Raw genomic sequence first — 24,945 nt, forward strand, 5'->3', positions numbered from 1 at the left:
CTAGTTAACTAGTTCGATGAATCAAAGTCAATAGCGATTTTTAGTTATGAAGGAAAATCGCTATCATGAGCGGCGTTTTTCTTTTTATTAACAAACCCGGAGTTATTTTGAGCCAACCAACACTAGCGGTGATTTACGACTTACATAGCCATACCACCGCATCAGATGGCCTGTTAACGCCAGAAGCGTTAGTACAACGAGCCGTGGATATGCGTGTTGGTATTTTGGCAATCACCGACCATGACACAGTAGCCGGAATTGCTGCTGCAAGGGAAGCGGTATCACGTCTGCAATTGCCTTTGCGTTTAATCAGCGGTGTGGAGATCTCCACCGTTTGGGAAAACCATGAAATACACATAGTTGGGCTAGGTGTTGATGAACATCACCCCGCGCTGCTGGCGTTTCTGGGCGAACAAAGTGAACGTCGTGTACAACGCGCGGCTTTAATCGCTGAACGGCTTGAAAAGGCGAATATCCCCGGCGCGCTTGAAGGTGCCATGCGCCACGCCAACGGTGGTGAAGTGACCCGCGGCCATTTTGCCCGTTATCTGGTGGAATGTGGCAAAGCCAATACAATGGCTGATGTGTTTAAGAAATATCTTGCAAAAGGGAAAACCGGTTACGTTCCGCCACAGTGGTGTACAATAGAACAAGCTATTGATGTGATTCATCATTCTGGCGGTCAGGCGGTTCTGGCACATCCGGGCCGTTATGATCTGACCGCTAAATGGCTGAAAAGGTTGCTGGCGCAGTTTGCCGAAAGTGGTGGCGATGCGATGGAAGTCGCGCAGTGTCAGCAAGCCCCAAATGAGCGCACCCAGCTTGCAAGTTACGCACAGCAATTTAATTTGCTGGCGTCGCAGGGCTCAGATTTCCATATGCCGTGTGCGTGGATTGAGCTTGGGCGCAAGCTCTGGCTGCCTGGCGGTGTAGTACCTGTCTGGCAGAATTGGGATAGCGGGCACATTGCAAAAGAGAGGGCACTATGAGTCAATTTTTCTATATTCACCCGGATAACCCACAACAGCGTCTGATTAACCAGGCCGTTGAAATTGTTCGTAAGGGCGGCGTTATTGTCTACCCAACCGACTCGGGTTATGCATTGGGCTGTAAACTTGAAGATAAAACGGCAATGGAGCGCATTTGCCGCATTCGCCACTTGCCTGATGGGCATAATTTTACGTTGATGTGCCGGGATTTGTCCGAGCTTTCAACATATGCATTTGTTGATAATGTGGCGTTTCGCTTAATCAAAAATAACACGCCAGGTAATTACACCTTTATTTTAAAAGGCACCAAAGAAGTCCCGCGCCGTTTGTTGCAGGAAAAACGTAAAACGATTGGCTTACGTGTTCCGTCCAACCCGATTGCGCTGGCGTTACTGGAAGTACTGGATCAACCGATGTTATCAACATCATTGATGCTGCCTGGCAGTGAATTTACCGAGTCAGATCCAGAAGAAATTAAAGATCGTCTCGAAAAGGTTGTCGATTTAGTTATCCACGGTGGTTACCTTGGGCAGCAACCGACTACGGTTGTTGATTTAACTGAGGATGCACCTGTTGTTATCCGCGAAGGCGCCGGTGACGCTAAGCCTTTCTTATAAGTGCATCTGCGGCTATACTGTGCGGCCTAAAATGGGGCTGATATGCTTCATTATCCCAATTCGACGCCTGTGAAGGCGACACCCGAGGAAGCTCAATGAGCGATAAGAGCGAAAAGTTACAAAAAGTTTTGGCCCGTGCAGGCCATGGTTCACGTCGTGAGATTGAAACCATTATCTCTGCCGGCCGTGTCAGTGTGGATGGCAAAATTGCCAAATTAGGTGACCGTGTTGAAGTAACACAGGCCCTGAAAATCCGTATTGATGGTCACCTGATTTCCATTAAAGAATCTGCAGAACAAATTTGCCGCGTGTTGGCTTACTACAAGCCAGAAGGCGAATTGTGTACGCGTAATGACCCGGAAGGGCGCCCAACCGTATTTGATCGTTTACCAAAACTGCGCGGCGCGCGCTGGATTGCTGTCGGTCGTCTGGATGTGAATACCTGCGGTTTATTACTTTTCACCACCGACGGTGAGCTGGCAAACCGCCTGATGCACCCAAGTCGTGAAGTGGAGCGAGAATACGCAGTACGTGTGTTCGGTGAAGTTGACGACGTAAAAGTGAAGCAACTGGGCCGCGGTGTGCAGCTTGAAGATGGCCCGGCCGCGTTTAAAACCATCAAATTTACCGGTGGTGAAGGCATTAACCAATGGTACAACGTTACTCTGACTGAAGGCCGCAACCGTGAAGTACGCCGCCTGTGGGAAGCAGTCGGTGTGCAGGTTAGCCGCCTGATTCGTGTGCGCTACGGTGACATCCAGTTGCCAAAAGGCCTGCCACGTGGTGGTTACACTGAGCTGGACCTGGGTCAAACTAACTACCTGCGTAAACTGGTAGAGTTGCAGGAAGAGACTGAAAGCAAAGTGGCGGTAGAGAAGGACCGTCGCCGCATGAAGGCGAACCAGATTCGTCGTGCGGTGAAACGCCATACGCAAACTACTGGTAGCGGCGGCGGCCGTCGCGGTGGGCGTAGCAGCTAAAAACTAAACCCCTCAATTGAGGGGTTATTTTTTAATAATCAATACCAATTTGCGCTTTAACACCCGCGTCAAAGGCGTGTTTCACCGGCCTTAACTCACTAACCGTATCCGCCACTTCCAGAATATCGCGATGACAACCGCGGCCGGTAATAATAACCGTCTGATTGACAGGACGCTGCGTCAGCGCCGCCAGAAGCTCTTCCAGCGGCAGGTAATCGTAAGCGACCATATAGGTGATTTCGTCCAGGATAACCATATCCAGCGTCTCGTCTGCCAGCATACGCTTTGCATGCTCCCACACTTCCAGGCACGCTGCAGTATCGGTTTCACGATTTTGCGTATTCCAGGTAAAACCGGTCGCCATCACCTGAAATTCAACACCCATTGGTTCTAATAGATTACGTTCACCATTTGGCCACTGGCCCTTGATGAACTGGATTACGCCTACTTTCTTACCGTGGCCTACCGCACGAGTGGCGGTGCCAAAGGCCGCTGTGGTTTTACCTTTTCCGTTTCCGGTAAAGACAATCAAAATGCCTCGTTCTTCTTGTGCAGCAGCGACTCGTGCATCGACTTTCTCTTTTTGACGTTGCTGACGCTGTTGGTGACGATCTTCACTCATTCGGAAATTCCTGGTTTGCGGTTGGGTTGAGCATCAAAGCTCATGCCTGTTTTACGACGACTGTCATCGCCCATCAGCCATAAATAGAGCGGCATGAGATCCCGTGGCGTTTTCAGCTTTTCAGGATCTTCTGTGGGGAATGCACTAGCACGCATTGCAGTGCGTGTCCCACCGGGGTTTATGCAATTGACGCGTAAATTATGTTGTTTATATTCTTCCGCCAGCACTTGCATCATACCTTCGGTGGCAAATTTTGATACCGCGTAAGCACCCCAACCTGCACGCCCCTGACGGCCTACACTTGAGCTTGTGAACACTAGCGAACCGGCATCAGATTTGAGTAATAAAGGAAGTAATGCCTGAGTCAGGAAGAACGTGACGTTAACATTTACCTGCATCACGTTCTGCCACGTTTGCGGATCTTGTTCATCCATTGGGCAAATATCGCCGAGAATACCAGCATTGTGCAGCACACCATCTAAGCGGGGAATAAGTCCCGCAAGCTTTTGCGCAAGGGTATGGCAGTCTTCAGGTGTTGCGTTTGAAAAATCCAGGGTAAACCAGTTTGGCAAGCTGCCATAACGGGTATTGATTTCATGAGCGACTCTACGCAGTTTATCTTCGCTGCGGCCAAGTAGAATGACTCTTGCGCCATAACGTGCATAAGTTAACGCGGCTTCTCGTCCGATACCATCACTGGCACCGGTGACTAAAATGATGCGATTTAGCAGTAAATCTGTTTTCGGTTGATAGTGCACTCTCAACTCCTCGCGCGATGCTTTTGCTCACGTCTTATTTCTCGGATTTATAACCTTTAGGCTTTATGCCTGAAAGAACTGGCTATTTCAATCAGGCGACAGGAGACAATACCTTTGATTAACATTTTGCAAAAGTTTCATGTCGATAAAGACATTCAGGAACAGGGCTCGCAGCATTTATAGTTGCTTGCAGACGTAGAATCACGGCTCGGTTACACTGGGCGACAGATATTTAATGCTCTGAATGGAAGGCGGAAAGCGTGGATCTGATTGCAAATTATGGGTTGTTTTTGGCGAAAATTATCACGGTCGTTGCGGCTATTGGCATACTTGTCACGATTATTGTGAATGTTGCCAGTCGTAAAAGACATCAGCGAGGTGAGCTGCATCTCACCAATTTAAGTGAACAATACCAGGAAATGCAGGAAGAAATGCAGGTGGCAAGGCTTGATGGCCATCAGCAAAAACTCTGGCATAAAGCTCAAAAGAAAAAGCACAAACTCGAAGCGAAACAAGCTAAAGCACGCGCTAAACGTGGTGAAACGGTTATTTCTGACAAACCAACACTTTATGTATTGGATTTTAAAGGAAGTATGGATGCTCACGAAGTCACTTCTTTGCGCGAAGAGATAACCGCTGTGTTGGCCGTGGTGAAACCTGAAGATGAGGTTCTGCTGCGTCTGGAAAGCCCCGGTGGTGTCGTTCATGGCTACGGGCTCGCAGCATCACAATTACAGCGTCTGCGTGACAGTAGAGTACGTCTGACGGTTGCCGTGGACAAAGTCGCTGCCAGCGGTGGTTACATGATGGCGTGTGTGGCGGATAAAATTGTCGCTGCACCGTTTTCTATTATCGGCTCGATTGGTGTTGTGGCGCAGGTTCCAAACTTCCATCGCTTGCTAAAACGCAATGATATAGATGTTGAGTTGCATACTGCAGGGCAGTACAAACGCACACTGACACTGTTTGGTGAAAACACCGAGCAGGGGCGCGAGAAATTCCGTGAAGACCTTAACGAAACCCATCAGCTGTTTAAGCAGTTTGTACACGATATGCGCCCATCATTAGACATTGATTCTGTGGCGACAGGTGAACATTGGTACGGCACTCAAGCTTTAGATAAAGGGTTGGTCGATGCGGTGAGCACCAGCGATGATTTGCTGATTAATCTGATGAAAGACCGCGAAGTGATCAACGTTCACTATACGCGCCGTAAAAAAATGATGGACCGTTTTACCGGTAGTGCGGCAAACAGTCTTGATAATCTGTTGCTGCGCTGGTGGCAACGTGGTGAAAAACCACTGTTGTAATCAAATTCATTGCGTGATTAAAAACGAGGCCATTTGGCCTCGTTTTTTTTGTTTAGTCTTGCAGGTGATATTTTTCAGCAAATACATGTGCAAGATGTTTAAACATATTAAATACTGCGGTGCTTTTGCCGGTAGGTAAGCCTTGCTCATCAAGGAAGTATTCACCTTTGAATACCAGCACTCCGTTTTTTTGTTCGACGTCAGTTGCTTCCATTCCATGCATGAAATCTTCATGGGCACGGATTACTTTGTTGGCTTCAATAATTAGCGACTGTTTATCGATAGGTTGAGTGGTCGGTTTCATGATTTCCTCCTTTAAAAACTGGCAGTAGTGTACTTCCGCTATACTGCAAAGGGCAATATCTCCCTGTAAACCTAAGGTGATTTAATCAGTTTACTGTGCTGGCAGGAATCGGTGCTGCATGCTAATAAAGTTGCGTAACTCATTTTATCAGGTAGAGTGTGACGCTTTCGCAAATCTGGCAACGGAATTGCTTGACATTCAACCAAAGTTCCGTCGTGCTATGTCACCGATGCGAAAGACTCGTTATCTCAATCACCTGCGAATGTTCGCTTAATCCGGACGGTGATGAAAAAAGAGTTGATATCCATTGACGCTGTCGCAATATAGAAAAGCGCGTCGCCAGTGGAAGGTGCAACTAGCGTGCGACGTCTCCTGGAAGAATTACATTAGGTAAAGGTGAATATGGGTAAAGCTCTCGTCATCGTTGAGTCCCCGGCAAAAGCCAAAACGATCAACAAATATCTCGGGAATGACTACGTGGTTAAGTCCAGCGTCGGTCATATCCGTGATTTGCCGACCAGTGGATCAACCACCAAGAAGAGCGCTGACTCCGCCTCCACCAAAGGGACCAAAAAGGTCAAAAAGGATGAACGCGGTGCGCTCGTAAATCGTATGGGTGTCGATCCATGGCACAACTGGGAAGCACAGTACGAAGTGCTGCCTGGTAAGGAAAAAGTGGTTTCAGAACTGAAATCACTGGCTGAAAAAGCAGACCATATCTATCTCGCAACCGACCTTGACCGCGAAGGGGAAGCCATTGCATGGCACCTGCGGGAAGTGATCGGTGGTGATGAATCCCGCTATAGCCGCGTGGTGTTTAACGAAATCACTAAAAATGCTATTCAGCAGGCATTCGAAAAACCGGGCGAGTTGAATATCGACCGTGTTAACGCACAGCAAGCGCGTCGTTTTATGGACCGCGTTGTGGGCTACATGGTGTCGCCACTGCTGTGGAAGAAGATTGCCCGTGGTTTGTCTGCTGGCCGCGTACAGTCTGTTGCTGTGCGTCTGGTTGTTGACCGCGAACGTGAAATTAAAGCGTTTGTACCAGAAGAATATTGGGAAGTTGACGCGAACCTGACGACGCCGAAAGGCGAAAGTCTGCCGGTTCAGGTCAGCCATCATAAAGACAAGCCATTCCGCCCGGTTAACCGTGAGCAGACCATGTCTGCGGTTAGCGAGCTGGAAAAAGCCAGTTATTCAGTGCTTGAGCGTGAAGATAAGCCAACCAGCAGCAAGCCGGGTGCGCCATTCATCACCTCTACTTTGCAGCAAGCTGCAAGTACCCGTCTTGGTTTTGGTGTGAAGAAGACCATGATGATGGCACAGCGTCTTTATGAAGCGGGCCATATCACTTACATGCGTACTGACTCAACTAACTTGAGCCAGGATGCAGTGAGCATGGTACGTGGTTATATCGAAGATAATTTTGGTAAGAAGTATCTTCCAGAAGCCGCGAATCATTACTCCAGCAAAGAAAACTCGCAAGAAGCGCACGAAGCGATTCGTCCTTCTGATGTGAGTGTTGTTGCTGAGTCGCTTAAAGATATGGAAGCTGACGCGCAGAAGCTTTATCAGCTGATCTGGCGCCAGTTTGTTGCGTGTCAGATGACACCTGCGCAGTACGATTCCACCACTTTAACGGTGCAAGCCGGTGATTTCCGTCTTAAAACGCGCGGTCGTACGCTGCGTTTTGATGGCTGGACGAAAGTGATGCCTGCGCTGCGTAAGGGTGACGAAGACCGCACATTGCCAGCTGTAGAGCAGGGTGATGAACTCGCTCTGGTTGAAGTCATTCCTGGCCAGCACTTTACAAAACCACCGGCTCGCTTTAGTGAAGCCTCGTTGGTTAAAGAGCTTGAAAAACGTGGCATTGGCCGTCCATCTACCTACGCATCAATCATTTCCACCATCCAGGATCGTGGTTATGTGCGTGTAGAAAATCGCCGTTTCTATGCTGAAAAAATGGGTGAAATTGTTACTGACCGCCTGGAAGAAAACTTCCGTGAGCTGATGAACTACGATTTCACCGCGCAAATGGAAAGCAGTCTTGACCAGGTGGCCAATAATCAGGCTGAGTGGAAAGGGGTGCTGGACAACTTCTTCAGCGATTTCAGTGAGCAGCTTGGTAAAGCTGAACTGGATCCGGAAGAAGGCGGTATGCGTCCAAACCAGATGGTACTGACCAGTATCGATTGCCCGACTTGTGGTCGTGAAATGGGTATCCGTACTGCAAGCACCGGTGTGTTCCTCGGTTGCTCGGGTTACGCACTGCCACCTAAAGAACGCTGCAAAACCACCATTAACCTGGTGCCGGAAAACGAAGTCCTGAACGTACTTGAGGGTGACGACGCGGAAACTAACGCACTGCGTGCAAAACGTCGTTGTGCCAAATGCGGTACCGCGATGGACAGCTACCTCATCGATCCAAAACGTAAGCTGCATGTTTGTGGTAATAACCCAACATGTGATGGTTACGAAATCGAAGAGGGCGAATTCCGCATTAAGGGTTATGACGGTCCAATCGTTGAGTGTGAGAAATGTGGTTCTGAAATGCACCTGAAAATGGGGCGTTTTGGTAAGTACATGGCTTGTACTAACGACGATTGCAAAAATACCCGTAAGATCCTGCGTAACGGTGAAGTTGCTCCACCGAAGGAAGATCCGGTTCCGTTGCCAGAACTTCCTTGCGAGAAGTCAGATGCGTATTTTGTCCTGCGTGATGGTGCGGCGGGTGTTTTCCTTGCAGCAAACACTTTCCCTAAATCGCGTGAAACACGTGCGCCATTAGTGGAAGAACTGTACCGCTTCCGTGACCGCTTGCCTGAGAAACTGCGTTATCTGGCTGATGCGCCGCAGCGAGATGCTGAAGGTAACAAAGCGGTTGTTCGCTTTAGTCGTAAGACGAAACAGCAGTATGTTTCTTCTGAGAAAGAAGGCAAAGCGACCGGCTGGTCAGCATTCTTTGTGGATGGCAAATGGGTTGAAGGGAAAAAGTAATTCCCTTTAACATGAAAAGCCGGAGCCTGTGCTCCGGCTTTTTTGTGTCTGGTATATAACCTGATTATTATTTTTTCTTTCAAACTATACAAATAGGGTATAACTGATATAGTGACTTAAGAGAATTTTACCTCGCCCGATCCCCGCCGTTGTTCGTGTTGGGGCTGCTTTTACTGCGGATGGAACGCCATGAAACTACAGCAACTTCGTTATATCGTAGAGGTGGTCAATCACAACCTCAACGTGTCGTCGACGGCAGAAGGGCTTTACACTTCTCAGCCGGGGATCAGTAAGCAAGTGCGTATGTTAGAAGATGAACTGGGGATTCAGATCTTTGCGCGGAGCGGGAAACACCTGACACAGGTGACGCCTGCCGGGCAGGAGATTATTCGAATTGCTCGCGAAGTGCTGTCGAAAGTCGATGCGATTAAGTCTGTCGCCGGTGAGCACACCTGGCCTGACAAAGGTTCGCTCTATGTCGCCACAACCCATACACAGGCGCGTTATGCGCTGCCAAACGTAATCAAAGGGTTTATTGAGCGTTACCCGCGAGTTTCGCTGCATATGCACCAGGGGTCACCAACACAAATTGCTGAAGCCGTGTCTAAAGGCAATGCCGATTTTGCGATAGCGACCGAAGCTTTACATCTTTACGATGATTTAGTGATGTTGCCGTGCTACCACTGGAATCGCTCGATTGTTGTCACGCCCGATCATCCGCTAGCATCAAAAGAGTCAGTCTCTATCGAAGAGCTGGCGCAATATCCGCTGGTTACCTATACCTTTGGTTTTACCGGGCGTTCTGAATTGGATACTGCATTTAATCGTGCAGGATTAACACCACGTATCGTGTTTACAGCAACTGATGCTGATGTGATTAAAACTTATGTGCGTCTGGGGTTAGGCGTCGGGGTTATTGCCAGTATGGCGGTGGATCCAGTTTCAGATCCTGATTTGGTACGTATTGAGGCTCAAGGCGTATTTAGCCACAGCACCACTAAAATTGGTTTCCGTCGTAGTACGTTCTTGCGCAGTTACATGTATGATTTCATTCAGCGTTTTGCCCCGCATCTGACTCGTGATGTGGTTGATACCGCTGTAGCATTGAGATCTAACGAAGATATTGAAGCGATGTTTAAAGATATTAAATTACCAGAAAAATAATATCGCGAGGTATCTTTCCATGCGCGAAAGATACCTCTTCTCATTTGAATTAAGAATATGATTTACCTCTCTCCATATTAATACCCTTCTCAAAATACCAATTCCCCACACAAGATAAGTGGTTAATCTGTCTCAATTAAGCGACAAACGTAGATAATAAATAACCACTGCGCAAACTTACTGTTTCAATTATTTATTTCAGGTCAAAAGATTAAATATTTTCCTGTAACTGGAAAGCAATTTCGCTGGCTTTTGTACTAGAGTTTCTTTAGGATTAATCCCAGCTGGCGATTAATTATACCGATTGTTTAATGTTTTTTGATAAGTGGTGCCGATTGTATGAGGTTAGCAATGCCTTCAGGAAGTGAAGAACCGCAAAAGGAAACAGGGCTTAAACGTAAAGCCTGGATGGCGGTGTTTCTCGTATCAGGTCTGTTCTGGCTCGTTGTCGCGTTGGCAGCCTGGCATTTTTGGGGGTAATTATGACAACTCTTGCTCAAACACAAGTGCAAAAAAGTGTACGTCAGCAAGATGAAAAGCCGCAGCAAGAAGCAAAATCTGGAGAAGTTCAGGTTCCTGAGTCATGGCAGTTGACTCAACAACAAAAAGATTTTATCGATCTGTTTTCAACAGACGAACATATAGAACAATAAGAGTTATTTTTATTTACCTTTATTTAACTTGCGGTCAATCACACTTTTTTATTAGATGTGATTAGCACCTCACTCTTTAAGTAATCACTACACACAGCAATATTCAAACAGGCTGATTAATTATTCAGTCATAGTGTTTACCAAAAATAAAGAGAGTGGATTATGGATACTCACTGTAGTGCCAAATACTGGTCATGGCTTAGCGTCTTTTCCGTTTCGTTTGCATTTTGGGTGCAAATGCTCTGGATAGTGACTCACTAATTATTCTGACACCCTGGGCCTCCCGGGGTGTAATCAAATCTCCCCTCTGTGTTTACACGACCCGATTTATCAATTTGGGTTGTTATCAAATCGTTACGACATCTTTGTGTTATCTTTAATACTGTCCCTGATCTTAGTCAGGGATACCGCTATCCTAAGAAATTTACGGAGGAGCTATGTCGTTAACCCTACGAGAGGCCAGTAAGGATACTTTACAGGCGCTGAATAAAACCTATCACTATTACAGCTTGCCGCTTGCCGCAAAGGAACTTGGGGATATCACTCGCTTACCCAAGTCATTGAAAGTTCTGCTTGAAAACCTGCTGCGCTGGCAGGATGAAAACTCCGTCACTCAAGATGATATTCATGCCCTGGCCGCCTGGCTGAAGAATGCTCATGCCGATCGTGAAATTGCTTATCGCCCGGCGCGTGTTCTGATGCAGGATTTTACTGGCGTACCGGCAGTGGTTGATTTAGCCGCCATGCGTGAAGCTGTAAAACGTCTGGGCGGAGATGTGGCCAAAGTTAATCCACTTTCTCCTGTTGACCTTGTCATTGACCACTCTGTTACTGTCGATCATTTCGGTAATGACGATGCTTTCGAAGAAAACGTTCGTCTGGAAATGGAACGTAACCATGAGCGATATGTTTTCCTGCGCTGGGGCCAACAAGCATTTAGTCGTTTTAGTGTGGTGCCGCCGGGTACGGGAATCTGCCATCAAGTCAACCTCGAATATCTTGGCAAAGCAGTATGGAGCGAAATGCAGGGTGATGAGCTGGTAGCTTATCCCGATACGCTGGTGGGTACCGATTCCCACACCACGATGATCAACGGCCTTGGTGTACTGGGCTGGGGGGTAGGCGGTATAGAGGCTGAAGCTGCCATGCTGGGACAGCCTGTTTCGATGCTGATCCCAGATGTTGTCGGTTTTAAACTTGACGGTAAATTGCGGGAGGGCATTACTGCTACCGACCTCGTACTTACCGTCACGCAAATGCTCCGTAAACACGGCGTGGTTGGCAAATTCGTTGAATTCTATGGCGATGGTCTGGACTCATTACCACTGGCCGATCGCGCAACCATCGCTAATATGGCACCAGAATATGGTGCAACCTGCGGTTTCTTCCCGATTGATGCCGTCACGCTGGATTACATGCGCCTGAGCGGGCGCAGTGAAGAGCAAATCGCGCTGGTGGAAGCCTATTCGAAGGTACAGGGGATGTGGCGTAATACGGGTGATGAACCTGTATTTACCAGCACACTGGCACTGGATATGAATGAGGTTGAAGCAAGCCTTGCCGGGCCGAAACGCCCACAGGATCGTGTTGCTTTGGGGGATGTGCCAAGAGCCTTTAGCACCAGCAATGAGCTTGAAGTAAATTCCAGCCATAAAGATCGCGCACCCGTGGATTACACCATGGGTGGGAAGAGCTATCAGCTGCCAGATGGGGCGGTGGTTATTTCGGCCATTACGTCTTGTACTAACACTTCAAACCCGAGTGTTCTGATGGCTGCGGGTTTGCTGGCAAAAAAAGCCGTGACCTTAGGTTTAAAACGTCAGCCGTGGGTAAAAGCGTCACTGGCGCCAGGCTCTAAAGTTGTTTCGGATTATCTGGCAAAGGCGAAACTTACCCCTTATCTCGATGAATTAGGTTTTAACCTGGTGGGTTATGGTTGCACCACCTGTATTGGTAACTCCGGGCCGTTGCCGGATCCTATCGAACAGGCAATTAAGAAAGGTGATCTGACCGTCGGTGCCGTGTTGTCAGGAAACCGTAATTTCGAAGGGCGTATTCATCCGCTGGTGAAAACTAACTGGCTGGCATCGCCACCGTTAGTGGTGGCTTATGCGCTTGCCGGGAATATGAACGTCAATCTGACCACCGATCCACTTGGGCATGACCGCAAAGGTGATCCTGTTTATCTCAAAGATATTTGGCCGACCAGCCAGGAAATCGCCCGCGCTGTCGCACAGGTTTCAACGGAAATGTTCCATAAAGAGTACGCTGAAGTCTTTGAAGGCACGCCTGAGTGGCAAAGTATCGAAGTAGACCATTCAGATACCTATGGCTGGCAGATTGATTCTACTTATATTCGTCTGTCGCCATTCTTTGATGATATGGAAGCTACGCCGAAACCGTTGCAGGACATTCATGGAGCCCGCGTACTGGCCATGCTGGGAGATTCAGTTACCACTGACCATATTTCACCAGCCGGGAGTATTAAGCCTGATAGCCCAGCGGGGCGTTATCTACAAAACCATGGTGTTGAGCGCAAAGATTTTAACTCCTATGGATCGCGTAGGGGTAACCACGAAGTGATGATGCGCGGGACTTTTGCCAACATTCGCATCCGTAACGAAATGGTGCCGGGCGTTGAAGGGGGAATGACGCGTCTGTTACCTGGCGACGAAGTCATTTCAATTTATGACGCTGCAATGAAATATCGAGACAAAGGCATTCCGCTCGCGGTGTTTGCTGGTAAAGAGTATGGCTCCGGTTCCAGTCGTGACTGGGCGGCGAAAGGACCGCGTCTGCTTGGGGTGCGAGTGGTTATCGCTGAGTCATTTGAGCGTATCCACCGTTCAAACTTGATTGGCATGGGTATTTTGCCACTGGAGTTCCCACAGGACGTGACGCGTAAAACGTTAGGGCTGACCGGTGAGGAGTTTATTAATATTAGCGGGCTCAATGATCTGACGCCAGGCGCTACGGTTCCGGTGATATTAACCTTCGCCGATGGTAGAGAAGAGGTGGTGGAGTGCCGCTGCCGTATTGATACCGGCAATGAACTGACGTACTTCAAAAATGACGGCATCCTGCATTACGTTATTCGCAACATGCTAAATTAGCCAAAAATCTCCCCCAGCGATGGGGGAGAAATCTCTTAATCTTCGGACAGCAAATGGCCCATTTTGGCGGCCTTAGTATCCAGGTAATGCGCGTTTTTCGGATTACGGCCCACGATCAGCGGCACACGTTCAACGATATTAATCCCCGCTTCACTGAGAATTTCTACCTTGCGTGGATTGTTGGTCAACAAGCGTACAGCATCGACACTTAATAGCTTAAACATGTCAGCACACAACGTGAAGTCACGTTCATCGGCTGCAAAGCCGAGTTGGTGGTTGGCTTCGACCGTATCGTAGCCTTTATCCTGCAATGCATAGGCGCGGATTTTATTAAGCAGACCAATATTGCGGCCTTCTTGACGGTGATATAACAAAATACCGCGACCTTCTTCTGCAATCTGCGAAAGAGCAGCTTCAAGCTGGAAACCGCAATCGCAGCGCAGGCTGAACAGGGCATCCCCCGTCAGACACTCAGAATGCACTCGCGCCAGAACAGAATCATTCCCGCTAATATCACCAAAAACCAGAGCAACATGGTCTTGTCCAGTTGCCAGTTCTTCAAAGCCCACCATCAGGAAATCGCCCCATGGGGTTGGCAGTTTGGCTTCTGCCACACGTTTAAGCTGCATGTGATTCTCCAGGTACTTATGTTGGCACTCATCGTGCCTGCCAGCTGTCTGGCTTGTTTAATTACTTCCGGCTATTTTGCCACAACGGCGGGTACTTCACCTAATTGACTGCCAGGACTCCTATTTTTACGCTTTGCGTTATTCTACGTTTTCCCATCGGTGCGCTTTTTCAGGTATTCTTAATGTTCAAATTGCATAAGGATAAGTGATGCGGGCAATAGCAAAGCGAACGACAATTGGTGCCGGAATACTGTTAGTCATGCCTTTAGCCGTATGGATTTCGGGGTGGCAGTGGGTTCCCGGAGGACATAGTGTCTGGCTTAAAACGATGTATTGGGTGACCGAAACGGTAACCCAGCCCTGGGGCATTATTACTCATGTTTTGTTGTGCGGTTGGTTTTTGTGGTGCCTGAGGTTTCGCTTAAAAGCAGCACTGATGCTATTTGCCATACTCGGTGCGGCTATTCTTATTGGGCAGGGCGTAAAATCAGTTATTAAAGACAAAGTGCAGGAGCCGCGTCCGTTTGTTGTATGGCTGGAAAAGACGCAGCATATTCCAACAGATGAGTTCTACAATTTAAAACGTAAAGAGCGTAGCGAACTGGTAAAAAGCCAGCTTGAAACGCAACAAGAAGTGCCTGCATGGTTACGTAAACACTGGCAAAAAGAGACCGGTTTTGCATTCCCATCAGGGCATACCATGTTTGCGGCAAGTTGGGCCTTATTGGGCGTCGGATTGTTGTGGCCTCGCAGGCGAACTTTGACAATTGCTTTGCTGTTAGTTTGGGCAACCGGAGTAATGGGCAGCCGGTTGCTTCTCGGGATGCATTGGCCACGCGATTTAGTGGTAGCCACAATCATCTCCTGGGCGTTGATAACATTGGCAACCTGGCTTGCACAAAAATTATGCGGCCCGCTTTCACCACCGCCGCAAGAGGCTGATGAAATAGCCGAACGGGATGATGAGCCTTGAGATTATTGATTTAATCCCCATTTCTTATGAATTGGACGCTCTCTATGGATTCCACGAACACCCGAGAAATGGTAGTTTATACCGTTGGATAAATGCATTCGGGCATAATTTAGTCGCGTAAGACCACATGACGGGAAGTAATGTGAAATACTTATTCATTTTCTTACTGGTGCTAGCGATTTTTGTGATTTCTGTCACTCTGGGCGCGCAAAACGATCAGGTAGTCAATTTCAACTATCTGTTGGCACAAGGCGAATACCGTGTCTCCACTTTGTTGGCGACTCTTTTTGCTGCTGGTTTTTTACTGGGCTGGCTGATTTGTGGCCTGTTCTGGTTGCGCCTGCGGGTATCACTTGCGCGTGCCGATCGTAAAATTAAACGCCTGGAGCAACAAATTACTACAGATTCCGATGTTACTGCGGCTGTTGTACCGGCTGTGAAGGAATAACCTGCCATGCTGGAATTGTTGTTTCTGCTACTTCCTATCGCTGCCGCCTACGGCTGGTACATGGGGCGAAGAAGCGCACAACAAGATAAACAACAAGAGGCTAATCGCCTGTCGCGTGACTACGTGGCGGGGGTTAACTTCTTGCTGTCAAACCAGCAAGACAAAGCTGTTGATCTTTTCCTCGATATGCTCAAGGAAGATACCAGTACCGTTGAAGCCCACCTCACGCTTGGTAACCTGTTCCGCTCACGTGGTGAGGTTGATCGCGCTATCCGTATCCACCAGTCTTTAATGGAAAGTGCTTCACTAACCTACGAACAGCGTTTGCTGGCCGTGCAGCAGTTGGGCCGTGATTATATGGCTGCTGGGTTGTATGACAGGGCTGAAGATATGTTTGCCCAGTTGATCGATGAAACTGACTTTCGAATCGGGGCGTTGCAACAATTGTTGCTGATTCACCAGGCAACCAGCGACTGGCAAAAAGCCATTGAAGTAGCAGAACGTTTGGTCAAGCTCGGAAAAGATAAACAACGTACTGAAATTGCCCACTTCTATTGTGAACAGGCGGTGCAATTGATGGGGAGCGATGATCTTGATAGGGCTATGTCGCTGCTTAAGAAAGGTGCGGCTGCCGATAAAAATTGCGCGCGCATATCTATCATGATGGGCCGCATCTTCATGGCTCGTAACGAATATGCAAAAGCCGTTGAAACATTGCAGCGTGTTATCGATCAAGATAGCGAATTAGTCAGCGAAACGCTGGAAATGCTACAGACCTGCTATCAGCAATTAAATAAACCACAAGAGTGGGAAGCGTTCTTAAAACGCTGTGTTGAAGAGAACACAGGGGCAGGTGCGGAATTGATGCTTGCTGAGATCCTTGAGCAAAAAGAGGGGGCTGAAGTCGCGCAAGTTTATATCAACCGTCAACTCCAGCGTCATCCCACAATGCGTGTGTTCCATCGTCTGATGGATTACCACTTGCAGGAAGCAGAAGAAGGACGTGCGAAAGAGAGCCTGATGGTGCTTCGTGATATGGTTGGCGAACAGGTGCGTACTAAGCCTCGCTATCGTTGCCAGAAATGTGGTTTCACGGCCTTTACACTCTACTGGCATTGTCCATCTTGCCGGGCATGGTCAACGATTAAACCTATTCGTGGCCTGGATGGGCAGTAGCAGCTAATTTTTAAAAAAAAGACCCACTTTAGTTACAACATACTAGTGATCGTTTTAATAAAACTCACCTCAGCATCGAGTCAATTATGCCTCGCAGAAAGTAATGGAAACTGTAATTTTGTGTGTACCACGAGTAGAATGCTTGCCGTTTATCTCTATGCGCGCAGAGCTGTCCAACATCAGAAGGTTTAGCCATGAATTCAACTGCATCATCCTCCCGTGTTGCCACCGATTCCCCTATTGTCGTCGCGCTTGATTACGATAACCGTGATAAAGCCTTAGCATTCATCGATCGCATTGACCCGCGTGATTGCCGTCTAAAAGTGGGCAAAGAGATGTTTACTTTGTTTGGACCGCAGCTGGTTCGAGATATTCAGGCGCGTGGCTTTGACGTATTCCTTGATCTGAAATTTCACGATATTCCGAATACGACGGCACATGCAGTAGCCGCTGCGGCAGAACTTGGGGTTTGGATGGTGAACGTTCATGCCAGCGGTGGGGCGCGTATGATGACGGCTGCTCGTGAAGCGCTGTTGCCATTTGGCAACGATGCGCCATTACTGATTGCCGTGACAGTCCTTACCAGCATGGAAGCAAGCGATCTGGCCGATCTCGGCATTGCTGCCACGCCTGCTGAGCACGCTGAGCGCCTGGCTCGTTTGACACAGAATTGTGGGTTAGATGGTATAGTTTGTTCCGCTCAAGAAGCTGTACGTTTTAAGAGCGAATTGGGCCAATCATTTAAGCTCGTTACACCAGGCATTCGCCCGGTTGGAAGTGATGCAGGCGATCAACGCCGTATTATGACACCTCAGCAAGCGCAGACAGCCGGTGTGGACTTTATGGTCATTGGTCGTCCGATCACCCAATCTGCAAATCCTTCTCAGACGCTGCGTGATATCCGCGCTTCATTGTTGCAAGGTGAATGATGAAAGACGAGAACAGTCGTTTAGTTTACTCAACTGAAACAGGTCGCATTGATGAGCCTTCATCGGTACCCGTTCGCCCAAAAGGTGATGGGGTAGTGCGCATTCAACGTCAAACCAGTGGTCGCAAAGGCAAGGGCGTTTGTTTGATTACCGGCATCGATGCGAATGACACGGAACTTGCTACATTAGCTGCTGAACTTAAGAAAAAATGTGGCTGTGGTGGTTCAGTAAAAGATGGCGTTATTGAGATTCAGGGTGATAAACGCGAACTGATTAAAATGCTTCTGGAAGCCAAAGGCATGAAGGTGAAATTAGCAGGTGGTTGATTCGTTTACAATATAATGGAAATGATTAGGCCACGGTAAATATACCGTGGCCTTTTACTATGACTGCTGAAAGTCAGACCTGAATATTAAAGATTTTATAATTTGTAAAAGCATTCACGCTTTTGCTGGTATCAAGATTTATTTACCTACTTGATGACCAATAATACCACCTACAGCTGCGCCACCTAACGTGCCCAATGCACTACCATCAGTTAAGACAGCACCACCAACCGCACCAGCGCCTGCGCCAATTGCGGTGTTACGATCACGTTTGGACCAGTTAGAGCAGGCGCTCAGAGAGGTTGCAACGGTTAGAGCCAGCACAACGGCAGCAATTTTTTTGTTATTTAAGGTCATATTACTTTCTCCTGAATTATTGATTCACGGAAATAGTCTCTGCTTAAGTATAGTGGCAATAAACTAACTTAAAGAGCGTTCCGCGAAACTGCATGACGATATAAGACCTAAAAGATAACTACAGTGATTATCACTTCCTGTTATATCGCTGATAAATATTCTAATTTGTATTGAAAATAACAATAGGTAAATAATCTTAAAGGATAGGCAGGATAATTCTGATAAGAGGACTGCCCACAATGAATGCAGGCAGTTATAACTGAAGTTATGCGAGGGGAAATTGTTTAACAATATTGACCTGAATCCCCGTGTCCTGCAATTGTTGGCTGGAAGTTGCGCTAATCGCATCGTCGGTGATGACGCGATTAATGTGTGAGATCGGGCCAAGAGTGTAGGGATGCATCGCGCCAAACTTAGTGCTGTCAGTTAGTACAATGGTTTCACTACCTTTTTCCAGTACGGTGTTAACCACATCAGCACGCATCATGTCACGACTCGTAAATCCGGTTTCTGGCAAGAAACCGTCGATACCGATAAAAGCTTTGCTGAAATGGACTTGCTGGATAAATTGGCGTGTCAGAGGGCCAACCATGCTTTCACTTTTCTTTTGATAGATGCCACCCAGTAATACAACTTCACAGTCGGTATCTTTCAACAGATGTGCAATGTAGCTACTGACGGTAATCAGAGTGATTTTTTTCTGCTCAGCTAATGCGCGGGCAAGCAGCGCATTGCAACTTCCATTTTCGATAAAAATGGTTTCGCCGTCGTTCACCAGTGTTGCAGCAAAATCAGCAAGATGACGCTTCAACGAATAGTTGTTCATCATTCGTGTTTCGACATCTTCACTATCTAGCGGAACAGCATAACCGTGAGCACGCTTCAGGTAATTTTTTTTCTCCAATAGATTGAGATCATGGCGAATAGTGACTTCTGAAACACCGGTTGTTTTTGAAAGATCGGCCACACTCATGCGGCCTTGATCAATCACCATCTGTAAAATAATTTGTTGTCTGGAGTTCATGTCAGCCAATTATTAGGCGGCGCATGATGCGCCGCCGGTATTATCAAAGTGTATGTTCAGTACGGGCTATAATATCATCCTGTGCGTCTGGAGATAAGGCAGTAAAGAAAGCAGAATAACCTGCTACACGCACTACAAGGTCACGATACTTATCAGGATGTTGTTTGGCATCAATCAGTGTTTCACGGGAAACAATGTTGTATTGAACATGCCAGCCTTTATGCGCCTCAAAGAAAGTACGCAGCATCAGCATCAATTTTTCACGATCGCGTGGGTTATCTAATGTCGCCGGATTCAGTTTCTGGTTAAGCAACACACCACCCAAAATTTTACTGGTTGGCAGTTTGCCAACAGAGCTAATAACCGCCGTTGGGCCAAGACGGTCGGTGCCTGAAGCCGGGCTAGCACCCTCTGCAAGTGGCGTAGTTGCTTTACGACCATCTGGTGTTGCCATTGTTGCAGCACCAAACGGTACGTTTGCTGAAATCGATGAAGTCCCTGCGTAGTAAGTGCCGCCGATAGGGCCACGACCAAAACGGGTATTGTGATACTGCTTTAGTTCGTCGATGTAAGTCTGGTAAGCGCGGGCCAGCAGCAAATCCACTTCGTCATCGTCGTTGCCATATTTTGGCGCGCTGTTGATCAAACGCTGGCGTAACTGTTCGCCGGTCAAACCATCAAAATCGCTAGCCAGCGCTTCGGCTAATTGTTGTTGGCCGATTGCACCTTGCTCAAACACCAGTTTTTTCACCGCGGCGAGGCTGTTACCGAGGTTGGCAATACCTACTTGCAGGCCAGAAACCCAGTCATATTTTGCGCCACCTTGTTTAATACTTTTACCACGCTCAATGCAGTCGTCCACCAGTGCCGAACACAGAATGTCGTGAGCGTTTTCTTCCAGAACCGTATCCACAACACACTCAATTTCAATGGATTTCTGGGTGTAATAGCGAATTTGAGAATCCCAGGCATTCATCACCTGGTCAAACTGCGTGAAGTTTCCGGTCGAGAGCGCATGTTCTTGCGCTAGGAAAACTTTACCACTAGTAGCATCACGACCATGTTCGAGTGCAGCCAGCATGACCCGGGCAAAGTTAATGAAACTCATGCCTGTGCAGCGGTATCCCCATTTGCCGCCAACAGCGGTTTCAATACAGCCAATTGCTGCGTAGTCGTATGCATCTTCACGGCTGACACCAAGTTTAATGAACTCCTCGATCACGATTTCATCGTTGTTAAATGCAGGCATCCCGAAACCACAGCGAATCACCTGAACGCAGGCATCAAGGAAGTCATTACTCATTCCGGCATGGTAACGCACGCTCAAGTTCGGTTGTGTAGAACGTAACTGGCCACATGACTCAAGAATTGCGTAAGAAAGCGGGTTCACCGCGTCTACGGCTTCGCCATTCACCAGCGTCTGCCCACCAATGGTGACGTTTTGGTAAAGCGGGCTACCGGCAGAGGCTTTGGAGTGCGAACCAGAGCGAATTTTGTTCACTTCCAAAAGTTTCAACCAACAGCTTTGCAGAAGTTCGATAGCCTGGTCGCGGCCTAAGGTCTGCTCAAGTTCGACATCACGGCGATACCACGGATAGAGGAATTGATCGAGGCGGCCAAAAGATACGGAGTGACCATTAGATTCTATCTGCAATACCAACTGTACGAAGTAGCTCAACTGCAATGCTTGCCAGAATGAGGTGGGTTTATGGTGAGCAATGAGTTCGCAGTTTTCAGCAATGGCGAGCAGCTCATCACGGCGTGCCACACGCGGTTCTGTGCTCGCCATCTCTTTGGCAAGCGCCGCGTAACGTTGAATATGCTCACTTAGGGCAACGAAAGTAATATCGATAGCTTTCAGAAATTGTTCTTTGTGCAGATCTTCCCAGTCGGTCAGGTGTAGACGCGAACGACGCTCGGCTACTTTTGCACGCAAACCGTCAATACCTAATTCCAGCAATAGTGGGAAGTTAACCGCCAGATGCGCATCACCGGAAGTCATATTTCCTTCGGCTTTAATGATGCCACTTGCCAGCAACTCTTTTTGCTCGTCGGTGAACATTCCGTAGCAGCGATCCTGAACGGTTTGGCCACGCCACCATGGGCAAATTTCATGCATCACCGCTTTGTCAGCTTCGGAAATTGAGAAGCCAGCACCCGGACGGTCGCCCAGTTCATCAATCTCAGTTTCAATCCATCCCACGGTATATTCAGGGAAGAATGGCGCTCCGCGAACATGGCTTGCCTGGTTACCAACGATCAGTTCATCGTGTTTAATCCATATTGTGCGCTCCGCAAGGTGATGGGCGAGGGCAAGCGCACGGCGCACCGGCAGTGGTTTATCCTGATGCTGCTGGTAAATGGCCGTGTAATGTTGAGCACGCTCGGTACAAACGGGTGGTTTTACGATATGTATCAACGCTTCTTTATGATCTTTGATACGTTGGCTTAAGGTGTTCAGGTTCAGTTGGGTCATCGGTTTATCCTCTTATCCAGGCGGTCATCCCTTTTTGGCTTGCGTACTGCTCAGCAAATTGCAGCAGTTCTGGCGCATCAAGGGGTTGGTGCGCGGCCAGATAAGGGATATTCAGGAGTTTATATTTGTTGATACCTAAGGTGTGGTAAGGCAAAAAGTGAATCGCTTTCACGCCAATTTCATCGGCGGCAAAATCGCTGATGGCGCGAATAGATTGCTCATCAGCATTAAAATCTGGGATCAGCGGCACGCGGATCGTCATTTCTACATTTCGCGCTGCCAGTTTGCGGAAGTTATCCATCACGCGTTCGGCGCTGCCATCGGTCCACTGTTTGAAGCGCTGGGCATCGACATGCTTAAGATCGGCAAGTAGGAGATCCAGATGATTAATCGATGGTTCAATGTATTTCCACGGCACATGGAGACAAGACTCAACGGCGGTATGAATGCCTGCCTCCTTGCTTTTACACAGCAGCTGTTCAGCGATGTCAGGCTGCATAAAGGGCTCACCACCGGAAAGCGTAATTCCACCACCGCTGCGGTCGTAAAATGGTTTGTCGCGAAGCACTTTGTGCATGATCGCATCAATACTTTGTGTCTCACCGCAGACGCTTAATGCCTGAGTAGGGCAGCAATCTGTCAACGTAGCCATATCGTCAGTTGTTAGCTTTCCACGAGCGATAACCAGGGCACCATCAGCACGACTAATTGCATGTGGTGCTGCCTGCGGGCAAAGATCGCAACCGGTAAGGCACAAACGCTCATCAAACAACACATCCTGACCACGAGCGCGGCTTTCAGGGTTCTGGCACCAGCGGCAGCCCAGAGAGCAGCCTTTCAGGAATACGACAGTGCGAATACCTGGACCATCATGTGTTGAGTAACGTTGGATATTAAATAGCATAAGCCCGCCCTTATCTTCTGTTCGTAAATTAGATTACTTTCGAATGAAAGTTTTATTGATTTTGATCAGATAAAGAACAGACAGTGTCGTTATGATGTCTGTATTGAGATATTCGACAAATCCGGAGAGTTTATGGAACTGTATTTAGATACTGCTGACGTTGCTGCAGTGAAGCGCCTGGTGCGCGTTTTGCCTTTGCAAGGCGTTACGACAAACCCATCAATCGTTGCCAGGGCGGGAATTTCTTTGTGGGAAGTGCTGCCATCGTTGCAGGATGCATTAGGCGGTGAAGGCAAATTATTTGCTCAGGTCATCGCTTCGCAGGCTGAAGAGATGGTGAAAGAAGCAGAGCTGCTAGTGAAACGTGTCCCTGGACTGGTAGTGAAAGTCCCTACCACGATAGAAGGCCTGGCGGCGATGAAGCAGTTGAAAGTACTCGGTATTTCGACACTTGGCACGGCGGTATATGGCGCTGCTCAAGGATTACTTGCCGCATTAGCTGGTGCTGAATATGTCGCGCCATACGTCAACCGCCTGGATGCGCAGGGTGGCGATGGCATTCAAATGGTGCAGGATTTGCAGCAGTTGCTGACGCTACATGCTCCACAATCTAAAGTTCTAGCCGCAAGCTTCCGTACACCACATCAGGCCATGTCATGCCTGCTGGCAGGATGTGAAGCAATTACGCTACCTGTTGATGTCACTGAACAACTGCTTACAACACCAGCCGTGAATGCGGCGATTGCAACGTTCGAGAAAGACTGGCAAGGCGCATTCGGCTCATTGAGCCTATAAAAAAGCCGGTTCTCACCGGCGTTAGATTCAAATTTCCCAGGGCGACTTTTTTAAGTCGCCTTCTTTTATCTCTTCACCATTAGCGATGTTCAGCAATTCCGTTTTCAGGATTTCAAGATTGTTAATTGCAGACGCATGATCGCCCCCCACCAGAATATCCAGCACGGTATCAATACGTTTTGCGAGTTGCAGAGGGTCCACTGAAGGCATAGTGCGTCCTGTTCAGTTGCGGAAAAATGTTGCCTTCATAATGCAAAAAAAGGTCTGGAAAGAGAAGGCTCAATTGCAAATTTTTACCCTTACACATCAATCAATTATTGAACAACATATATGTAATAATTATTAAACACTCCGATGCATTCATCCAATTGCAGTAGTGGATTAGTCTGATCCTGCGTGTAACGCGCTTTCATAACATGAGGATAAGATAATGACAGTAATTAACCAGCCAACCTGCAAATTGTTCACGGACACTACTCGATTCACCCAGTTGTCGGGTTACTACGAGGCAGAACGTCGCACTGTGTGGATGATGTTGAGAGCACAGCCCCGTCCTTGCTTCAACCATAAGTTAATCGAAGAAATTATGAACCTGCGGTATCTGGTTCAACAGGAGGGATTTGTGGTTGATTTTTGGGTGACAGGCTCTCTGGTGCAGGGGATGTATAACACCGGTGGCGATTTGGGCTTTTTCGTTGAATCAATACAGCAGGGGCGTCGTGAAGTACTGCGAGCATATGCAAGGGCTTGTGTCGACTGTGTCCATGCAGCCTCCCGAGGGTTTGATAGTGGTGCAATCAGCCTGGCAATGGTTGAAGGCAGTGCCTTAGGCGGGGGATTTGAAGCAGCATTAGCGCACCATTTTGTACTGGCGCAACGAGATGCACGTCTTGGTTTCCCGGAGATTGCTTTTAACCTCTTTCCAGGAATGGGCGCTTACTCGCTGGTTGCACGCCGTTCAGGCATGAAACTCGCTGAAGAACTGATTTATAAAGGAGAGTCTCACACCGCAGAGTGGTATCAACAGTTTGGACTGGTTGACGAACTGTTTGAACCAGGCCAGGGCTATCTTGCTACTCGTACTTTCATTGATACATTACAGCCTAAACTGAATGGTGTTCGGGCTATGTTGCGTGCCCGTCAGCGTGTACTTCAGCTTCCTCGCTCGGAGTTGATGGATATTACCGAAGACTGGGTTGATGCAGCATTTTGCCTCGAAGCTAAGGATATCGCTTATATGGAAAGGTTAGTGCAATTGCAAAATCGTCACAGCGCAACAGCTTTACGCAAAGCCAGTTAACATGTGAGCCAACGCTCGAATACGGCTGTGGGCCTGGGTCTGGTAAATAATTCTGCCGTTCGTTGACGCCGTTCTTGTAAAGAAAGGCGTCTTCTTTT

At 48.1% G+C, this 24,945-nt stretch carries 26 protein-coding genes; 17 read left to right on the forward strand and 9 right to left on the reverse strand.

All coding sequences use genetic code 11. The features are described from left to right. Positions 1-65 precede the first annotated feature (65 nt). From rnm to rluB, 3 genes are all read left to right on the forward strand, one after another. Complete coding sequence (rnm, locus tag IX31_RS01770) at positions 66-989, forward strand: RNase RNM (protein ID WP_051880468.1); 924 nt, start codon at positions 66-68, stop codon at positions 987-989. Further along, on the forward strand, positions 986-1,606 hold the full coding sequence (locus IX31_RS01775) for an L-threonylcarbamoyladenylate synthase (protein ID WP_034455425.1): 621 nt from the start codon (positions 986-988) through the stop codon (positions 1,604-1,606). The genes rnm and IX31_RS01775 overlap by 4 nt, the downstream gene beginning before the upstream one ends. A 95-nt stretch (positions 1,607-1,701) precedes the next feature. Further along, complete coding sequence (gene rluB / locus IX31_RS01780) at positions 1,702-2,586, forward strand: 23S rRNA pseudouridine(2605) synthase RluB (protein WP_034455426.1); 885 nt, start codon at positions 1,702-1,704, stop codon at positions 2,584-2,586. 31 nt (positions 2,587-2,617) lie between these two features. Here rluB and cobO read toward each other — a convergent pair whose 3' ends face one another. Continuing rightward, positions 2,618-3,208, reverse strand: coding sequence for a cob(I)yrinic acid a,c-diamide adenosyltransferase (gene cobO, locus IX31_RS01785; protein ID WP_034455427.1), 591 nt, complete (start codon positions 3,206-3,208; stop codon positions 2,618-2,620). Next, entirely contained in the window at positions 3,205-3,966 is a 762-nt protein-coding gene (locus IX31_RS01790) for a YciK family oxidoreductase (RefSeq protein ID WP_034455428.1), read from the reverse strand. The genes cobO and IX31_RS01790 overlap by 4 nt, the downstream gene beginning before the upstream one ends. 260 nt (positions 3,967-4,226) lie before the next feature. On the opposite strand from IX31_RS01790, the gene sohB reads away from it, so the two are divergent. After that, entirely contained in the window at positions 4,227-5,276 is a 1,050-nt protein-coding gene (gene sohB / locus IX31_RS01795) for a protease SohB (protein WP_034455429.1), read from the forward strand. A 52-nt stretch (positions 5,277-5,328) separates the two neighbouring features. On the opposite strand, the gene IX31_RS01800 is transcribed toward sohB, so the two are convergent. After that, a complete protein-coding gene (locus IX31_RS01800; RefSeq protein ID WP_034455430.1) occupies positions 5,329-5,580 on the reverse strand; it encodes a YciN family protein in 252 nt (83 codons plus the stop codon). Between the two features lie 402 nt (positions 5,581-5,982). Here IX31_RS01800 and topA point away from each other — a divergent pair, with 402 nt between their 5' ends. The 6 genes from topA to acnA all read left to right on the forward strand — a co-directional run bounded on the left by topA (position 5,983) and on the right by acnA (position 13,510). After that, positions 5,983-8,580 (forward strand): type I DNA topoisomerase, encoded by a 2,598-nt coding sequence (gene topA / locus IX31_RS01805; protein WP_034455431.1) that lies wholly within the window; start codon positions 5,983-5,985, stop codon positions 8,578-8,580. A gap of 189 nt (positions 8,581-8,769) precedes the next feature. After that, complete coding sequence (gene cysB / locus IX31_RS01810; RefSeq protein WP_034455432.1) at positions 8,770-9,744, forward strand: HTH-type transcriptional regulator CysB; 975 nt, start codon at positions 8,770-8,772, stop codon at positions 9,742-9,744. A 321-nt stretch (positions 9,745-10,065) separates the two neighbouring features. After that, positions 10,066-10,224, forward strand: coding sequence for a YmiA family putative membrane protein (locus IX31_RS22130; protein ID WP_479682197.1), 159 nt, complete (start codon positions 10,066-10,068; stop codon positions 10,222-10,224). Positions 10,225-10,226: 2 nt separating this feature from the next. After that, positions 10,227-10,397, forward strand: coding sequence for a hypothetical protein (locus tag IX31_RS23360; RefSeq protein ID WP_157837355.1), 171 nt, complete (start codon positions 10,227-10,229; stop codon positions 10,395-10,397). Between the two features lie 162 nt (positions 10,398-10,559). Next, on the forward strand, positions 10,560-10,658 hold the full coding sequence (gene ymiC, locus IX31_RS23690) for a small membrane protein YmiC (RefSeq protein ID WP_277813388.1): 99 nt from the start codon (positions 10,560-10,562) through the stop codon (positions 10,656-10,658). A 176-nt stretch (positions 10,659-10,834) separates the two neighbouring features. Then, the gene (acnA, locus tag IX31_RS01815) at positions 10,835-13,510 is read left to right on the forward strand and encodes an aconitate hydratase AcnA (RefSeq protein WP_034455433.1); all 2,676 of its coding nucleotides are present in this window, start codon (positions 10,835-10,837) and stop codon (positions 13,508-13,510) included. A gap of 35 nt (positions 13,511-13,545) precedes the next feature. Here the strand turns inward: acnA and ribA are convergent, their stop codons facing one another. Beyond that, positions 13,546-14,139, reverse strand: coding sequence for a GTP cyclohydrolase II (gene ribA, locus IX31_RS01820; RefSeq protein ID WP_034455434.1), 594 nt, complete (start codon positions 14,137-14,139; stop codon positions 13,546-13,548). 208 nt (positions 14,140-14,347) lie between these two features. Between ribA and pgpB the strand changes: the two genes are divergently transcribed. The 5 genes from pgpB (at position 14,348) to yciH (ending at position 17,991) form a co-directional block, all read left to right on the forward strand. Next, positions 14,348-15,112, forward strand: coding sequence for a phosphatidylglycerophosphatase B (gene pgpB, locus IX31_RS01825; RefSeq protein WP_034455435.1), 765 nt, complete (start codon positions 14,348-14,350; stop codon positions 15,110-15,112). Positions 15,113-15,254: 142 nt separating this feature from the next. Next, positions 15,255-15,560 (forward strand): LapA family protein, encoded by a 306-nt coding sequence (locus IX31_RS01830; RefSeq protein ID WP_034455436.1) that lies wholly within the window; start codon positions 15,255-15,257, stop codon positions 15,558-15,560. A 6-nt stretch (positions 15,561-15,566) separates the two neighbouring features. Then, positions 15,567-16,736, forward strand: coding sequence for a lipopolysaccharide assembly protein LapB (gene lapB / locus IX31_RS01835; RefSeq protein WP_034455437.1), 1,170 nt, complete (start codon positions 15,567-15,569; stop codon positions 16,734-16,736). 194 nt (positions 16,737-16,930) lie between these two features. Continuing rightward, positions 16,931-17,665: an orotidine-5'-phosphate decarboxylase gene (gene pyrF, locus IX31_RS01840; RefSeq protein WP_034455438.1), complete on the forward strand. Its 735-nt coding sequence runs from the start codon at positions 16,931-16,933 to the stop codon at positions 17,663-17,665. Then, positions 17,665-17,991, forward strand: a complete 327-nt coding sequence (gene yciH / locus IX31_RS01845; RefSeq protein WP_034455439.1) for a stress response translation initiation inhibitor YciH — start codon at positions 17,665-17,667, stop codon at positions 17,989-17,991. The genes pyrF and yciH overlap by 1 nt, the downstream gene beginning before the upstream one ends. 138 nt (positions 17,992-18,129) lie before the next feature. On the opposite strand, the gene osmB is transcribed toward yciH, so the two are convergent. The 4 genes from osmB to IX31_RS01865 all read right to left on the reverse strand — a co-directional run bounded on the left by osmB (position 18,130) and on the right by IX31_RS01865 (position 22,752). Beyond that, a complete protein-coding gene (gene osmB / locus IX31_RS01850) occupies positions 18,130-18,348 on the reverse strand; it encodes an osmotically-inducible lipoprotein OsmB (protein ID WP_034455440.1) in 219 nt (72 codons plus the stop codon). A gap of 265 nt (positions 18,349-18,613) precedes the next feature. After that, entirely contained in the window at positions 18,614-19,372 is a 759-nt protein-coding gene (yciT, locus tag IX31_RS01855) for a DNA-binding transcriptional regulator YciT (protein WP_034455441.1), read from the reverse strand. Between the two features lie 43 nt (positions 19,373-19,415). Continuing rightward, on the reverse strand, positions 19,416-21,848 hold the full coding sequence (locus IX31_RS01860) for a formate C-acetyltransferase/glycerol dehydratase family glycyl radical enzyme (protein WP_034455442.1): 2,433 nt from the start codon (positions 21,846-21,848) through the stop codon (positions 19,416-19,418). 4 nt (positions 21,849-21,852) lie between these two features. Continuing rightward, entirely contained in the window at positions 21,853-22,752 is a 900-nt protein-coding gene (locus IX31_RS01865; RefSeq protein WP_034455443.1) for a glycyl-radical enzyme activating protein, read from the reverse strand. 132 nt (positions 22,753-22,884) lie between these two features. Here IX31_RS01865 and fsa point away from each other — a divergent pair, with 132 nt between their 5' ends. Next, positions 22,885-23,547 (forward strand): fructose-6-phosphate aldolase, encoded by a 663-nt coding sequence (fsa, locus tag IX31_RS01870; RefSeq protein WP_034455444.1) that lies wholly within the window; start codon positions 22,885-22,887, stop codon positions 23,545-23,547. Positions 23,548-23,574: 27 nt separating this feature from the next. Here fsa and yciZ read toward each other — a convergent pair whose 3' ends face one another. Next, positions 23,575-23,757, reverse strand: a complete 183-nt coding sequence (yciZ, locus tag IX31_RS01875) for a protein YciZ/DeoL (protein WP_034455445.1) — start codon at positions 23,755-23,757, stop codon at positions 23,575-23,577. Positions 23,758-23,977: 220 nt separating this feature from the next. Here yciZ and IX31_RS01880 point away from each other — a divergent pair, with 220 nt between their 5' ends. Beyond that, positions 23,978-24,847, forward strand: a complete 870-nt coding sequence (locus tag IX31_RS01880; protein ID WP_034455446.1) for a crotonase/enoyl-CoA hydratase family protein — start codon at positions 23,978-23,980, stop codon at positions 24,845-24,847. Positions 24,848-24,945: the final 98 nt, after the last annotated feature.

The sequence above is a fragment of the Buttiauxella noackiae genome, assembly GCF_000737905.1.
Taxonomy (GTDB): Bacteria; Pseudomonadota; Gammaproteobacteria; order Enterobacterales; family Enterobacteriaceae; genus Buttiauxella; species Buttiauxella noackiae.